Source organism: Enterobacter sp. JBIWA008, from assembly GCF_019968765.1.
Taxonomy (GTDB): Bacteria; Pseudomonadota; Gammaproteobacteria; order Enterobacterales; family Enterobacteriaceae; genus Enterobacter.
In genome coordinates, this window is record NZ_CP074149.1 from 2,365,117 (window position 1) to 2,383,222 (window position 18,106).

Genomic DNA, 18,106 nt, shown 5'->3' on the forward strand with positions numbered 1-18,106 from the left:
GACTAAAAATAATGGGTGTTTTTTCCCAGGGATAGCTACATCCATCTGGTGGACATATCCACAGGAATCCGTACACCTGTAAGGAGAAGAATATGAGTAACATAAAAGTTGTTGATGTCATCATTCGCAAAACGGCGGAGAAAACGAAATTAACCGGCGACGGAAATCTGTCGGTCTCTATTTCATCGCCGAGCGTGATTGAAATCCAGGGTTCTGCTCAGGATGTGGCGCGTTATGTCCGCCAGGGTAAAGATCTCCTCATTTATATGAAAGATGGCAGCGTAATTCGCTGCAATAACTATTTCGTAGAGGATCCTGAAACGCATAATCAGTCAGAGCTGGTGTTCAACGACCGTCAGGAGCTGACGCATATTTCTTTTGCCGATGCCGGGGAAGCGTCAGGCGCTGTGGTGACCGAGTTAACCGCCCAGGCCACGCCGATTAGCAGCATTCAACCTTTTCTCGAGCAGGAAAGCGTTTTAAGCGACGCGCCGTGGGGCTGGATTGCGGGGGCTGCGTTAGGCGGCGGTGCCATTGGGGCTCTGCTGGCAAACGGCGGTGACGGCGAAAATAAAACAAAAGTCATTGATAATACTAAAGAAGTTGAAAGCGCCACGCCGACCTTTTTGCTGTCGGATAAAGCGGGTGACAAGCAGGGCGTGCTGAGTGCAAACGAGATCACGGACGACAGCAACCCAACCTTTAGCGGTACCGGCCAGCCGGGCGCGACCATCCAGATCAAAGACAGCAGCGGCAGCACCATTGCCAGCACCATGGTCGGTAAAGACGGCACGTGGACGGTAATATTACCGACCCAGACGGACGGGGAGCACACCTGGTCAGTCGTACAGATCGACGGCAGTAAAACCACCTCTGCGGGCAGTATCACCGTGACGGTCTCTACCGCCGATGCCGCCATTACGCTGGCCACCACGGCGGGCGATAACGTGCTGAACGCCAGCGAGCAGTCCGCGGGCTTTACGCTTTCCGGTGCCAGCAAAAACCTGGCGCAGGGTACCGCACTCACCGTGACGCTGAACGGCAAAACCTACGCGGCTGAAGTAGGGGCAGACGGCGCATGGCGCGTTGACGTGCCTGCGGCGGACGCGCAGGCGCTGGGCGACGGAACCTGGACGGTCAACGTGAGCGGTAAAGACGCGGCGGGTAACACCGTCAGCGGAAGCCAGACGATTGGCGTGGATACCACCGCGCCAACGCTCTCTGTCGATACCCTCGCGCAGGACAACATCATTAATGCGGCTGAGCACAACCAGCCGCTGACCCTGACCGGTAAAACGAATGCGGAAGCTGGTCAGATCGTCACGGTCACGCTGAACGGTAAAAACTACAACGCCACGGTGGGCAGCGACGGCACCTGGTCCGTCACGCTTGCCGCGAACGACGTGCAGGCCCTCAATGAGGGTAATCACACCCTGACGGTTAACGTTAGCGACAAAGCGGGCAACGGCTCGTCCGTGACGGCAGATTTCACGGTTGATACCGCCGCGCCGGTCGTTACGATCCATACCGTGGCGGGCGACGATATCCTCAATATCAGCGAGCAGGGGCAGGCGCAGATTATATCCGGGCAGGCAAACGGCGCCGCCGCGGGCGATGTGGTCACCGTGACCGTTGGCGGCCAGTCCTTCACCGGCGTGGTGCTGGCGGACGGCAGCTGGAGCGTGGGCGTTCCTGCATCCGTGCTGGGCGCGCTGGGGGAAGGTAACCATACGATTTCAGTTTCCGTAACCGACGCGGCGGGCAACACCGGCAATGCCACCCACGGCATTACGCTGAGTGGACACCCGCCAGAATTTACGATTGACGCCATCAGCCAGGACAACGTCCTGAATGCCCAGGAAGCGATGCAGCCGCTGAGCCTGACCGGCACCAGCAACCTGCCGGACGGCACCACCGTCACCGTGACCCTTAACAACGTCAACTATCAGGCCACCGTCGAAAACGGTATCTGGGCGGTCCAGGTGCCGGTTTCGGACGTACTGAATCTGGCGAACACGCTTTATACCGTCAGCGTCAGCGGTACCGACAGCGTGGGTAACAGCGGTTCTGCCGACGCGAATCTGCTGGTGGATACCGTTCTTCCGCAGGTCATTATCAATACGTTTGCGGGTGACAACCTGGTCAATAACGCTGAATCGGGCGTCGATCAAACCCTCAGCGGTCGCGTTACCGGCGCGGCGGCGGGCGATACCGTCTCCATCACCGCAGGCGGCAAGAGCTACACCGCGACGGTTGGCAGCGACCTGACCTGGAGCGTGAAAATCCCAGCAGCGGATCTTCAGGCGTTCGGCGATGGGGATTTAACCTTCACCGCATCGGTGACCAACGGGCACGGCAATACCGGCACCGGCGAGCGTGATATCAATATCAACGCGGAACTGCCGGGTCTGCGCGTGAACACTATTTCCGGCGATGACGTGATCAACGCCATCGAACAGCAGCAGGATCTGAGCGTCACCGGCTCCAGCAGTCATCTGGCCGCGGGCACGCAGATTATCGTCACCATCAACAACGTTGAGTACGTCACCGCGGTTAACGCCAGCGGCAGCTGGCAGATCGGCGTTCCGGCGGCGGACCTGCAGGCCTGGACGGCGGGCGGCATGACGGTTAGCGTCAGCGCGGTAGATGCCTGGGGCAATACCGTTGCGGCTGAACACCCGATTGAGCTCGATCTGAATGCCGTGGCGGTCACCATTGATACCGTCTCCGGCGATGACCTGCTGAATGCGGCAGAAAAAGGCAGTGATTTAACCCTTTCCGGCCAGACGCAGGGCGTGGAGGCGGGGCAGACCGTGGTGGTGAAATTCGCCGACCAGACCTTCACCGCGCAGGTGCAGCAGGATGGCTCCTGGAGCCTGACCGTGCCCGCCAGCGCCATGGAAACCCTGATCGACGGGCGCGCGCAGGTGAGCGTCAGCGTCACTAACGTCAGCGGCAACAGCGCAGACGCGTCGCGCGTGGTCACGGTGGATACGCAGCCGCCGGCGATTACGCTCGATAACCTGACCGACGACAACATCATCAATGCGGCTGAAGCGCAGCAGGATTTACTGTTAAGCGGCAGCAGCACTGCGGAACCGGGCCAGACGGTCACCGTGACGCTGAACGGCAAAACGTATCAGACCACGGTCCAGACGGACGGTACCTGGCAGCTAAGCGTCCCGGCGGCTGACGTTGGTGCCCTGACGGATGGCATCGTGACCGTGACGGCAACCGTGAGCGACGTGGCGGGCAACGCCAGCAGCGCAGATCGCGTGGGGCTGGTGGACGCGACCGTACCGCAGGTGACCATTAACGACTTTGTTACCGACACCAACACTGTCAACCAGCTCGCCCATTCACAGGCGCAGATCCTGAGCGGCTCCGTCACCGGTGCGGCGGCAGGCGACCTGGTCACCATCACCATTAACAGCGTCGATTACACCACCGTGGTGGATGCATCCGGCAACTGGAGCCTCGGCCTGCCTGCGTCAGTAGTGCAGAGCCTGACAGACGGCACCTGGACCATCGACGTCTCCGTGACCGACAGATCCGGTAACACCGGAAGCAGTTCACTGGATGTGGTGGTGAATACCGTGACGCCTGTCATCGGTATCAACACGCTGGCTGCGGACGACGTGATCAACGCGACCGAAAAGGGCGAAGATCTGCTGCTCTCCGGCACCAGCAACCAGCCGGAAGGCACGACCATTACGGTGACCCTGAACGGCATTCAGTACACGGCCACCGCTGACGCCAGCGGTAGCTGGAGCGTGACCGTACCGGCCTCGGCCGTAAGCGCGCTGGGAGAGGCCCATTACACCGTGACGGCGAGCGTCACAGATAGCGTAGGCAACAGCGCCTCAACCTCACACGATGTGCTGGTGGACAGCTCGCTGCCGGTGGTAACGATCGACACGCTGGCGGGCGACAATATCGTTAACGCAGCGGAAGTGGCTGTAGGGCAAACCCTGACCGGTAAGGTGACAAATGCGGCGTCAGGTGACACCGTCACGATTATCCTGGGCGGCCAGACATACACTGCCACCGTGCAGGACGATCTCACCTGGAGCCTGCCGTTAAGCGAGAGCCAGTTAACCGCGCTCGGCAACGGCGACCTCACCGTATCCGCCAGCGTGACCAACGCGCACGGCAATACCGGCTCTTCTTCGCTCGACTTCACCATCGACGCCCAGCTTCCGGGGCTGCGTATTGATACGGTCGCAGGCGACGACGTGATCAACGTGATTGAACACGCTCAGAACCTGATTGTGTCCGGTACCAGCACCGATCTGGCGGCGGGCAGCACCGTGACCGTGACCATCAACGGCAAGGATTACTCTGCGTCGGTCATGGCGGACGGCACCTGGCAGGCGGCGGTACCGGCGGCCGATGTATCCCAGTGGGCGGACGGTTCGCTGGATATCAAGGCAAGTGCGCAGGATGCTTCCGGTAACCCGGTGGCTATCGGCACCGTCGTGGATGTCGATCTCGCGCCTGTCGCCATCACCATCAGCAGCGTGACCGACGATAACGTGCTCAACGCGGCGGAGAAAGGCCAGGATCTGGTGCTTTCCGGCACCACGTCCAACGTTGAAGCGGGCCAGACCGTCACCATTACCTTCGCAGGGAAAACGTATACCACGACGGTAGATGCCAGCGGCGACTGGACCTGGACCGTACCGGCTGCCGATTTGAGCGGCCTGAAAGACGGCGACGCCAGCGTGCAGGTAAACGTCACCAACGTGAACGGCAACGCGGCATCTTCGGCGCAGGAATTCAGCGTCGATACCGCCGCGCCGGCGGTGACCATCGACACCATCAGCCATGACAATATGCTGAACGCGGCGGAGGCGGCGCAGGATCTGACCCTGAGCGGTACCTCTACTGCCGAAGCAGGCCAGACGGTCACCGTGACCTTCAACGGCAATCAGTACACCGCGCAGGTGCAGGAGGACGGCAGCTGGACGCTCGACGTTCCGGCGGCTGATATGGCAGGCATCACCGACGGCAGCGCGGCGGTAACGGCGACCGTGTCCGATAAGGCAGGCAACCCGGCCAGCGCGGGCTCCTCGGTGCTGGTCGACACTACCGTACCGCAGATTTCGTTCAACATCGTTGCGGGCGACGACGTCGTGAATATTGCCGAGCACGGCCAGGCGCTGATCGTCTCCGGTAAGGTAACGGGCGCGCAGGCGGGCGACGTGATTACCGTGACCCTGAACGGGAAAGACTACACCGCCATGCTGGACGCGTCCGGCAGCTGGAGCGTGGGCGTTCCGGCGACGGACGTGGGCGCGCTGGCAAACGGCGAACAGACGATCTCCGCGACCCTCACCGATAAAGCCGGTAACAGCACCACCGCGACGCACGAGTTTGACGTCTCCCTGACCGCGCCGGTGGTTACTATCGATACCCTGGCGGTTGACGACGTGATTAACGCGACCGAGAAAGGTCAGGATCTGCTGGTGTCCGGCACCAGCAACCAGCCGGACGGAACCACCATTACGGTGACCCTGAACGGGATCGCCTATACGGCCACCACAGACGCCAGCGGCAGCTGGAGCGTAACCGTTCCGGCGGCAAATGTTTCTGCGCTGGGCGAAGCGAGCTACGTCGTGACGGCGAGCGTAACCGACAGCGCGGGCAACAGCGCGAGCACCGGCCACACTGTGCTGGTCGACAGCGCTCTGCCGCAGGTCACCATCAATCCTGTCGCCATGGACGATGTCATTAACGCAGCGGAAGTGGCTGCCGGACAGACCCTAAGCGGCAAAGTGAGCGGTGCGGCGAGCGGTGACACTGTCACTGTTTCAATCGGCGGAAATACGTATATCGCAACGGTTCAGGACGATCTGAGCTGGTCGGTCAACGTGCCGTCCACGGTCTTAACCGCCATCGGTAACGGCGATCTGACGGTGACAGCCAGCGTCACTAACGGCCACGGCAACACCGGAACCGGCGAGCGCGACATCACCATTGACGCCAACCTGCCGGGCCTGCGCGTCGATACCGTGGCGGGCGACGATGTGATCAACAGCATTGAGCACGCTCAAAACCTGATTATCACCGGCTCCAGTGAAGGCCTGGCAACGGGCGCGGCGTTAACGGTGACCGTCAACGGCAAAACCTACGCCGCAACCGTGCTGGCGGACGGGACCTGGACGGCGGCCATTCCGGCGGCAGACGTCAGCGCGCTGAATGCGGGCACGATCGCCGTGACCGTGGAAGGCCAGAGCGCGGCGGGTAATCCGGTTTCCATCAGCCATGACGTGAAGGTGGATCTGGCGGCAGTCGCCATCAGCATTGACCCGATTGCCGCTGACGACGTGATCAACGCGGCGGAGAAAGGCGCGGACCTGGTGCTGTCCGGCTCGACCACCAACGTGGAAGAAAACCAGACCGTTACCATTACCTTCGGCGGCAAGTCGTACACCGCGACGGTCGATGCCAGCGGCAACTGGACGGCGACCGTACCGTCTGCCGATTTGGGCAGCCTGAAAGACGGCGATGCCAGCGTGCAGGTGAGCGTCACCAACGTGAACGGCAACAGCGCGTCGGCAGGCCGCGAGTACAGCGTGGACGCCACCGCGCCGACGGTGTCTATTGAAATTGTCAGCGACAACAACATCATCAATGCGGCCGAAGCGCAGCAGGATCTGGTCGTTAACGGCGTGACCAGCGCCGAAGCGGGTCAAACCGTCACCGTAACGCTGAACGGCGTGGACTACACCACCACCGTCCAGGCAAACGGCAGCTGGAGCGTGACCGTGCCGTCCGCGGATCTGAGCGGTATTACCGACGGCAACTACACCATCAGCGCGGCCGTCTCTGATAAGGCGGGCAATCCGGCCTCAGCGGATCGCGACGTGCTGGTCGATACCACCGTCCCGCAGTTGACCATCCACACCGTTTCCGACGACGACGTGATCAACAGCGCCGAGCATGCGCAGGCGCTGATTGTCACGGGTTCCGTAACCGGCGCGGCGGCGGGCGACGTGGTCACCGTGACCCTCAACGGCAAATCGTACACCGCCACCCTGGATGCCTCAGGCAGCTGGATCGTAGGCGTACCTGCGGCGGACGTAACCGCGCTGGCCGCGGGGGATTACACCATTACCGCGGCGCTGACCGATAAAGCGGGCAACAGCAACAGCGCCACCCACGGCGTGGCGGTGAACCTGACCGCGCCGGTGCTGACCATCGACACCGTTTCCGGTGACGATGTGATCAACAACGCCGATAAAACTCAGGATCTGACGATCTCAGGTACGGCTTTCGGCCTGGCGGCAGGCGCGGTGGTGAGCGTGATGCTGAACGGCAAAGCGTACAGCGCGATGGTCGATAGCAACGGGAAATGGACCACTACCGTTCCGGCGGATCAAGTAAGCCAACTGGGTGAAGCGTTGTACACCGTTACCGCATCGGCAACGGACAGCGTCGGCAACAATACCAGCACGTCACACACCGTGAACGTGGAATCCGTTCTGCCGGGCGTGATTATCAACGCCATTGCAGGTGACGACGTCATTAACGCGGCGGAGCTGGCAGCCGGCCAGACCATCAGCGGCAAGGTGGTGAATGCCGAAGCGGGCAACACCGTGACCGTGACCATTGGCGGTAACAGCTACACCGCAACGGTGCAGAGCGATCTCACCTGGTCCGTTAACGTGCCGGAATCGGTTCTGAACGCGCTGGGCAACGGCGATTTGACCGTGTCAGCCAGCGTCACGAACGGCGTGGGCAATAGCGGAACGGGCGAGCGCGATATCACTATCGACGCTAACCTGCCGGGCCTGCGCGTGGATACCGTGGCGGGTGACGACGTGATCAACAGCATCGAACACGGGCAGAACCTGATTATCACCGGTTCCAGCGACGGGCTGACGGCTGGCGCGGCGCTGACCGTGACCGTAAACGGCAAAACCTATCCGGCGACCGTGCTGGCGGACGGCACCTGGAGCGCGGCGATCCCGGCCGCGGAGGTCGGCGCACTGAGTGCAGGCACGGTTACCGTGACCGTTGCGGGCCAGAGCAGCGCCGGTAACCCGGTTTCCATCAGCCACGATGTGACGGTGGATCTGGCGAGCGTTGCCATCAGCATTGACGCCATTGCCACCGATGATGTGATTAACGCCGCCGAGAAGGGCGCGGATCTGGTGCTCTCCGGCACTACCTCGAACGTGGAAGCAAACCAGACCGTTACCATTACCTTCGGCGGCAAGAATTACACCGCCACGGTGGAAGCTGACGGTAAATGGACCGCCACGGTGCCAGCGGCCGATCTGGCTGGTCTGAAAGACGGCGACGCCAGCGTGCAGGTGAGCGTCACCAACGTGAACGGTAACAGCGCCTCGGCGGGTCGCGAGTACAGCGTGGATGCGACCGCACCGTCCGTGACCATCAATACCCTGGCGACCGACGACATTCTGAATGCCGCCGAAGCGAAAAGCGATCTGACCGTGTCCGGTACCAGCACCGCCGAAGCGGGCCAGACGATCACCGTGTCGCTGAACGGCAAAGACTACACCACAACCGTCAGCGCAGACGGCAGCTGGACGCTGAACGTTCCGGCGGCGGATCTGGCTGGATTAACCGACGGCAGCGTGACCGTTACCGCATCGGTAAGCGATAAAGCGGGTAACCCGGCGTCCGTGGATCACAACCTGGCGGTAGATATCACCGTGCCTGCGGTGACTATCAATACCGTTGCGGGCGACGATGTCATTAACATCGCAGAACACGGCCAGGCGCAAATCATCAGCGGCACCGCCACCGGTGCGGCAGCAGGCGATAAGGTCACCGTCACGATTGGCGGCCAGACTTACACCACCGTGCTGGACGCGGCGGGGAACTGGAGCGTCGGCGTACCGGCGAACGTGATTTCCGGCCTCAGCGACGGCACCGTGACCGTTACTGCGTCAGTCACCGACGCGGCGGGCAACACCGGCATCGGCAGCCATGACGTGACCGTCGATACCGGTCTGCCATCGGTGAATTTCAACGCTATCAGCGATGACAACGTCCTGAACGCCGTTGAAAAAGGTCAGGATCTGAGCGTCAGCGGCACCAGCGCCAACCTCGCGGAAGGCACCGTGGTGACCGTGACGCTGAACGGTAAAAACTATACGGCGACGACGGCGGCAGACGGCACCTGGAGCCTGACCGTTCCGGCAGCGGATCTGGCGGGTCTCGGCCAGGCCAATTATACCCTGAATGCGACCGCCACCAACGGCGTGGGCAACAGCGTCAGCAACACCGCGAACCTGCTGGTGGACACCGCGCTGCCGACCGTCACCATCAATACCGTGGCGGGCGACAACATCATCAACGCGGCGGAAGTGGCTGCAGGCCAGACCCTGAGCGGTAGCGTGGCGAATGCCGAAGCGGGCAACACCGTCACCGTAACCATTGGCGGCAACAGCTACACCGCAACGGTGCAGAGCGATCTGACCTGGTCCGTGAACGTGCCGTCTGACGTGCTGACCGCGCTGGGCAACGGCAGCCTGAGCGTAACGGCGACCGTCACTAACGGCCACGGCAACACCGGCACCGGCGAGCGCGAAATTGCTATCGACGCTAACCTGCCGGGTCTGCGCGTCGACACCGTGGCGGGTGATGACGTGATCAACACCATTGAGCACGCGCAGAACCTGATTGTCAGCGGTTCCAGCGACGGCCTGGCGGCAGGCACGGCGCTGACCGTCACCGTCAACGGTAAAGACTATGCGGCTACGGTGCTGGCGGACGGCACCTGGAGCGCGGCGATCCCGTCCACCGACGTGAGCGCGTGGCCGGAAGGCAGCGTCAAAATCAGCGTTACCGGCGACAGTTCAGCGGGCAACCCGATTACCATCAGCCACGATGTGACGGTGGATCTGGCGACCGTTGCCATCAGCATTGACGCCATCGCCACCGACGACGTGATTAACGCGGCGGAGAAGGGCGCGGATCTGGTGCTGTCCGGTGCGACCACCAACGTGGAAGCCGGGCAGACCGTGACCATCAGCCTGAACGGCAAAATCTATAGCGCGACAGTGGACGACAGCGGTAACTGGACTTACACCGTACCGTCTGCGGACCTGGCACACCTCAAGGATGGCGACGCCAGCGTGCAGGTGAGCGTCACTAACGTGAACGGTAACAGCGCCTCGGCGGGTCGCGAGTACAGCGTGGATGCAACCGCGCCGTCCGTGACCATTCATACCCTGGCGACCGACGATATTCTGAATGCCGCAGAAGCGAAGAGCGATCTGACCGTGTCCGGCACCACTACCGCCGAAGCGGGTCAGACCGTGACCGTGTCGCTGAACGGCAAAAACTACACCACAACCGCAGGCGCGGACGGCAGCTGGACGCTGAACGTTCCGGCAGCGGATCTGGCATCGCTCGGCGACGGCAGCGTCACCGTGACGGCGAGCGTCAGCGACAAGGCGGGCAACCCGGCGTCCGTGGATCACACTCTGACGGTGGACGTGACCGTTCCTGCGGTGACCATCAGCACCGTGGCGGGCGACGATGTGATTAACATCGCTGAGCACGCTCAGGCGCAAATCGTCAGCGGCACCGCCACCGGCGCGGCAGCGGGCGATAAGGTCACCGTCACCATCGGCGGGCAGACTTACACCACCGTGCTGGACGCGGCGGGGAACTGGAGCGTGGGCGTACCGGCAAGCGTCATTTCTGGCCTGCAGGACGGCACCGTGACCGTCACTGCGTCAGTCACCGACGCGGCGGGCAACACCGGTACAGACAGCCATGACGTGATCGTCGATACCGGTCTGCCGTCCGTGGCGTTCAACGCCATCAGCGGCGATAACGTGCTGAACGCGGCGGAGAAGGGTCAGGATCTGAACGTCAGCGGCACCAGCGCCAACCTCGCGGAAGGCACCGTGGTGACCGTGACCCTCAACGGTAAAAACTACACGGCCACGACGGCGGCAGACGGCACCTGGAGCCTGACGGTTCCGGCTGCGGATCTGGCGGGTCTTGGCGAAGCCAACTACACCCTGAACGCAGCAGCGACCAACGGCGTGGGCAACAGCGTCAGCAATACCGCGAACCTGCTGGTCGACACCGCGCTGCCGACCGTCACCATCAATACCGTGGCGGGCGACAACGTCATCAACGCGGCGGAAGTGGCTGCGGGCCAGACCATTAGCGGCAAGGTGGCGAACGCGGAAGCGGGCAACACGGTCACCGTGACTATTGGCGGCAACAGCTACACCGCAACGGTGCAGAGCGATCTCACATGGTCCGTGAATGTGCCGGAGTCCGTCCTGACGGCGCTGGGCAACGGTGACCTGACGGTATCAGCAACCGTCACCAACGGCCACGGCAACACCGGCGCGGGTGAGCGCGAAATCGTTATAGACGCCAGCCTGCCGGGCCTGCGCGTCGATACCGTGGCGGGCGACGATGTGATCAACAGCATCGAGCACGGTCAGAATCTGATCGTCACCGGCACCAGCGACGGGCTGGCGGCAGGCACTACGCTCACCGTGACCCTCAATGGCAAAACCTATGCGGCCTCCGTGCTGGCAGACGGCACCTGGAGCGCGGCGATCCCCGCTGCGGACGTCGGGGCCCTGGCAGCAGGCACGGTCACCGTGACCGTTGCTGGCCAGAGCGCGGCGGGCAACCCGGTGACCATCAGCCACGATGTCACCGTCGATCTGTCTGCCGTTGCCGTCAGCATTGATGCGATTGCCGCTGACGACGTGATTAACGCGGCGGAGAAAGGCGCGGATCTGGTGCTGTCCGGCAGCACGTCGAACGTGGAGGAAAACCAGACCGTTACCATCACCTTCGGCGGCAAGACTTACACCGCGAAGGTGGATGCTGAAGGTAACTGGACGGCAACCGTGCCGTCAGGTGATCTCGCGGGCCTGAAAGACGGCGATGCCAGCGTGCAGGTGAGCGTCACCAACGCGCACGGCAACAGCGCCTCGGCGGGCCGGGAGTACAGCGTGGACGCCACCGCGCCAACCGTGACCATTGATACGGTCGCAGGCGATAACGTGATTAACGCCAGCGAAGCGTCTTCGGGCGTGGTCATTTCCGGCACCACCACGGCGGAAGTCGGGCAGACGGTCACCGTGACGCTCGGCGGTAATAGCTATACCGCGCAGGTGCAGCAGGGCGGCATCTGGAGCGTGAACGTGCCGGGTACCGACCTGTCCGCACTGGCGGATAACGGCTACACCGTGCAGGCCAGCGTGAGCGACGCCGCGGGTAACCCGGGCAGCGCGGGCAAAGCGATTACGCTTGATACTACGCCGCCGACCGTCAGCTTTAACGCTGTCGCGGGCGATGACGTCATCAACAGCGTGGAGCACGGGCAGGCGCAGATTGTCAGCGGCACGGCAACCGGCGCGAGCGTCGGCGATAAGCTGGTCATCACCATTGGTTCGAACCAGTACACCACCACCGTTGACGCCAGCGGTAACTGGAGCGTGGGCGTGCCGGCCAGCGTGATTTCCGCGCTGACAGACGGCACCGTGACCCTCAGCGCGACGATTACCGACAGCGCGGGCAACAGCAGCACCCAGACCCACAATGTGGTGGTGAATACGGCCTCCGTGGCGCTGACGGTGAACACCGTTAGCGGTGACGACGTCATCAACGCGGTTGAAGCCGGTTCGTCACTGGTGATTAACGGCTCCAGCGCCCAGCTCGCCAGCGGGACTCAGGTCACCGTGACCCTGAACGGCAAGAGCTATACGGCCACCATCCAGAGCGACGGCAGCTGGACGACCACCGTACCGGCCGCAGACGTGGGCGCGCTGGCCGATGGCGCGAGCTATCAGGTGTCCGTGTCGGCTCAGGACAGCGCGGGCAACAGCGCGTCGGCGACGCACGGCATCAGCGTGGATACCACTGCGCCGGTGGTCAGCATTGCGACGCTGTCGGTTGACGATATGCTGAACGCGCTTGAAGCGCAGCAGCCGTTGACCGTGCACGGCTCTTCCAGCGCGGAAGCGGGTCAGACCGTCACCGTGACGCTGGGCGGTAAAACCTACACTGCAACCGTGGCAAACGACGGCACATGGACGCTCGACGTTCCGGCGGCAGACCTGGCCGCCCTGAGCCAGGGCGCGCTGACGGTCACCGCCTCGGTCAACGACAAAGCAGGTAACAGCGGCCAGACCACGCACACCTTAACGGTAGATACCGTCGCGCCAACCGTGACCATCAGCACCGTGGCCGATGACGATATCGTCAACAACGCGGAGCAGCTGGCGGGCCAGACGATCCGTGGTACGACCACGGCGGAACAGGGCCAGACGGTGACCGTCTCCTTCAACGGGCACAGCTATCAGGCGACCGTCGGGGCGGACGGATCGTGGTCGGTCTTCGTGCCGGGCCGTGATTTCCTCGGCCTGAGCGACGGGGATTACACCATCACCGCTTCGGTGAACGACAGGGCGGGCAACCCGGGCAGCGCAACGCACGACGTGACGCTGAACGGCGATGTCCCAACCATCACCATTAACACCTTTGCGCAGGACGATATCGTCAACGCCGCCGAGCACGGTACGCCGCTGATTGTCAGCGGCACCACCGACGCCCCGGCGGGCCAGACGGTGACCATTACGCTGAACGGTAAAACCTATTCGGCTACCGTCCAGAATGACGGCACCTGGAGCTATACGGTCGGCAGCGCAGACGTGACCGCGCTGGCAGACGGCGGTTCGTACGTGATTAACGCGCAGGTGAGCAACACCATCGGCAACAGCGCCAGCGATAACCACACCGTCACCGTGGATCTCACGGCGCCGTCGATGGGGATCGGTATTGATTCGCTGCAAAACGATACCGGCCTGAGCGCGAGTGATTTCATCACCAACGACGCTAAGGTCGTGGTCAACGGCTCCCTGACCGCGCAGCTCGGCAATAACGAGAAGGCGCAGATCAGCCTGGATGGCGGCGTCACCTGGATTGACCTGACCGTGACCGGCACCACCTGGCGCTACACCGATGGCCGCACCCTGACGGACGGCACGTATCAGTACCTGGTGCGCGTGATTGATAACGCGGGCAACGTGGGGGCGACGGACAGCCAGGACGTGGTGATTGACCTGACGAAGCCTGCGGCAACCACCATTACCGTGGATTCCATTACGCAGGATACCGGTCTGTCCGGCAGCGACTTTATCACCAGCGACAACCAGATCAGCCTGAAGGGGACGCTCGGCGCGGCGCTGGGCAGCGGCGACCACGCGCAGATCAGCCTCGACGGCGGCGTCACCTGGACCGACGTCAGCGTCAGCGGCCTGAGCTGGACGTATGTTGATGGCCGCACGCTGGCCGACGGCGATTACAACTACCAGCTGCGCGTGATCGACGACGCGGGCAACATCAGCGCCACCGCCTCTCAGGTGGTGACCATTGATACCGTTGCGCCGGACGCCAGCAAAACCATCGCCATCGACAGCATCAGCGACGATACCGGCCTGAGCAGCAGCGACTTTATCACTCGCGATACGTCCCTGACGCTGCACGGCTCGCTCGGCGCGACGCTGGCCGACGGCGAGTATGCCCAGATCAGCATTGACGGCGGCGTCACCTGGCAGAACGTGATCGTTACCGGCAACAGCTGGTACTACGTGGACGGCCGCACGCTGGGTAACCAGACCTATGACTACTACGTCCGCGTGGTGGATGCGGCCGGTAACGTAGGGGCCAGCGCTCATCAGCAGGTGACCGTCGATACGGTCGCCCCGGATGCGACGATTACGGTGACCGTGGATAACATCACCGTGGATACCGGCTTCGACAATAACGACTTCCTGACCAGTTCGACCTCGTACACGCTGCACGGAACGCTCGGCGCTGAACTTGGCGCGGGTGAATTCGTGCAGGTGAGCATGGACGGCGGCAGCACCTGGGTATACGCCACCGTAAGCGGTACGCAGTGGAGCTATAGCGATACGCGTACCCTGACCGACGGCAGCCATAATTACCAGGTGCGGGTCGTCGACCAGGCGGGGAACGTTGGGGCAACCACCTCGCAGGCGGTGACGGTGGATACCCAGGCGCCGCAGTACGGCATCACCATCGACAGCATCAGCGACGATACCGGCCAGTCCGGCAGTGATTTCATCACCATGGACACCACGCTGACCATCAACGGTTCGCTGGGCAGCGCGCTGGCAAACGACGAGCGCGTACAGATCAGCCTGGACGGCGGGAATACCTGGTCAGACGCCACGGTCACCAACCAGCGCTGGAGCTACACCGATACCCGCGATCTGCCTGACGGGGACTACACCTACCAGGTGCGGATTATCGACCAGGCGGGCAACGTTGGCTCCACCACCTCTCAGGTGGTGACGGTGGACACCACGCCGCCGACCACGGTAGGCACGGTAGTGAGCTATACCGACGGAGAAGGCGAACGTCAGGGCACCTTTGGCAGCTCGGTGGCAACAGACGATAACTCGCCGCTGATCAACGGGACGCTTAACCGCGCCCCGGACGACGGTGAAATTGTGCAGATCTATCGTGACGGCGTCCTGCTCGGCCAGGTGACCATGAACGGCAGCGCAAGCTGGTCCTTCCAGGACAACGGCCTGAGCGACGGTAACCACACCTACATTGTGCGCGTCACCGACAGGGCCGGTAACTACACGGAATCCGACGGCTTTGTGCTGAACGTTGATACCAGCATCCCGACCACCACGGCGGCGATTACCGCGCAGACCACGTCGGACACCACGCCGATTGTCAGCGGTACCGTCTCCGCTGACCTGGTGAACGGTGAATACCTGGTGGTGACGGTGAACGGAAAAACCTACACCTCGCAGACCGGCGGCGCGGTGGTGGTCGACCCGGATCACAACACCTGGTATCTGCAGATCCCGGACAGCGATGCGCTCAGCGTGTCGAGCTACAGCGTGACGGCGCAGGTGAAGAGCAGCGCGGGTAACGGCAATACCACGGGCACGGCGACCGGCAGCCTGGTAATTGATACGACCTCGGTGAATACCGACTGGGCCACCACGGCGGGGAACAGCAACAACTCCACTATGACCCTCGGCATTAACAGCAGCGGTCTGTGGAATATCATTGCTAACGGCCAGTCTTACTCCAGCAGCGATAGTTCGACCTATGCAGGAAATACGCTGACCAATACCCGCGGCTACTACGTGGTGAGCCAGACCGCCGCCGACTTTGACCGTAACGGCACGCAGGATATCTTCGCGACGGAAAATACCTACGCGGGGTCAACGCAGGTGATGTGGACCTACGATGGCAGCACCTATAACGCCAGCCAGCTGGCGATGGGGACCACCATCTGGTACGGCGGCGTGATTGCTTACGACAAAACCGGTGATGGTTATCTGGATTTAGCTTACGGCGACGCCGGCATGGACTCACTGACCTACCTGGTGAACAACAACGGCGTTCTATCGCCGGACGGCACCGGTGGCGAAGGGGGTTTCTACGGTCAGTTCGATTCCGGGCGCGAAATCTCCGGCGTCGATCTGAACAACGACGGTACGGTGGATATTGTTCAGCACACCAACCGCAGCAGCGCGTACTCGTTAACCGTGATCAACAACAACGGTAACGGCACGCTCTCTATCGGCCAGAACCTGACCAACGTGTTTGTGGTAAACGCCTCGAATACCACCACGGCGGCGTCCATGACGTGGGCGGACTTCAACGGCGATGGCTACATGGATCTTTACCTGGGCAGCAGCTACAACAACAACGGCGGGGTGATTTACTACAACGACGGGACCGGGAAGCTCTCTGCCACCAAGAGCGCGGTGGAAGCCTCTAACGCCACGGCCGGCTATCTGTCAGTGGCGGTGGACTGGAACGGTGACGGGCAGATGGACATCATCAAGCTCAGCACCTACGGCGGGGCACAAACGGCGACGCTGTTCACCAACAACGGCTACGGTTCCACCTGGAACTCCAGCCAGCTGGCATCCGGCATTGCCTACGCCACCGGCGTGGCGGCTGTGGACTACAACTGGGACGGCGCTAAGGATCTGCTGGTGTCTCAGCAGAACGGCAAGGTGGTGCTGGTGCAAAACAGCAAAACCATTGCTGACGGCACCGCGATGCATCTGCACATTGTCGACAGCGAGGGCATCAACGCCTACTACGGCAACACGGTCAAGCTGTACAACTCTGCGGGCGTGCTGGTGGCCTCGCAGATCATCAACGCCCAGTCCGGTATCGGGTCGAACGATACCTCTGCGCTGGTGAGCTTCTACGGTCTGGATCCGAATGAGACCTACTCGGCGGAGATCCTGAAGATCACCAACGGCGTGTCGGACAATGTGACCTGGAGCGGCCTGGAGGCAGGCAACGGCAAAGAGGGCTATGTCCTGACGGCCGAAGCCGCCACCGGCGGCCACAGCGGAACTATCACCGGGACCGGGTATAACGACACCTTTATTGCAGAGGATGGCACCTATACCTACAACGGCTCCGGCGGCTGGAATACCCATTCCGACTACGACACCTGGAGCAACACCGGCGGGATGGACGTGGTGGATTACCGCAACGCGACCTCCGGCGTGACCGTTGACCTGCGCCTTTCAACCGCGCAGGACACCGGCTTCGGGACCACGCGGCTGTTGAACATTGAAGGCATTAACGGCTCGGACTTCGACGACGTCATTACCGGCAACAGCGGTGATAACCAGTTCGAAGGGCGCGGCGGGAACGACACCTTCAACATCGGCAGCGGCGGTCACGATACGTTGCTCTACAAGCTGATCAATGCCTCAGACGCAACGGGCGGTAACGGTCACGACGTGGTGAACGGCTTTACGGTCGGCACCTGGGAAGGGACGGCGGACACGGATCGTATTGACCTGCGCGATCTGCTCTCCGGCAGCGGCTACACCGGCACGGGCTCGGCGAGCTACGTGAACGGCGTGGCCACGCTGGACAGCAGCGCGGGCAATATCAGCGATTACATCCGCGTGGTGCAGAACGGCAGTAATACCGAAATTCAGGTTGACCTGGACGGTACCGGCGGTCAGTTCTCGCCAACCACCCTGGTGACGCTGAACGGCGTGCAGACGGATCTGGCGACGCTGCTGGCGAATCATCAGCTGTTGATTGCGTAAAACAACGC

At 62.3% G+C, this 18,106-nt stretch carries 1 protein-coding gene; it reads left to right on the forward strand.

Annotation, left to right across the window (positions count from 1 at the left end):
• Window positions 1-92: 92 nt before the first annotated feature.
• A complete protein-coding gene (locus KGP24_RS11575) occupies window positions 93-18,098 on the forward strand; it encodes an Ig-like domain-containing protein (RefSeq protein WP_223563417.1) in 18,006 nt (6,001 codons plus the stop codon).
• Window positions 18,099-18,106: the final 8 nt, after the last annotated feature.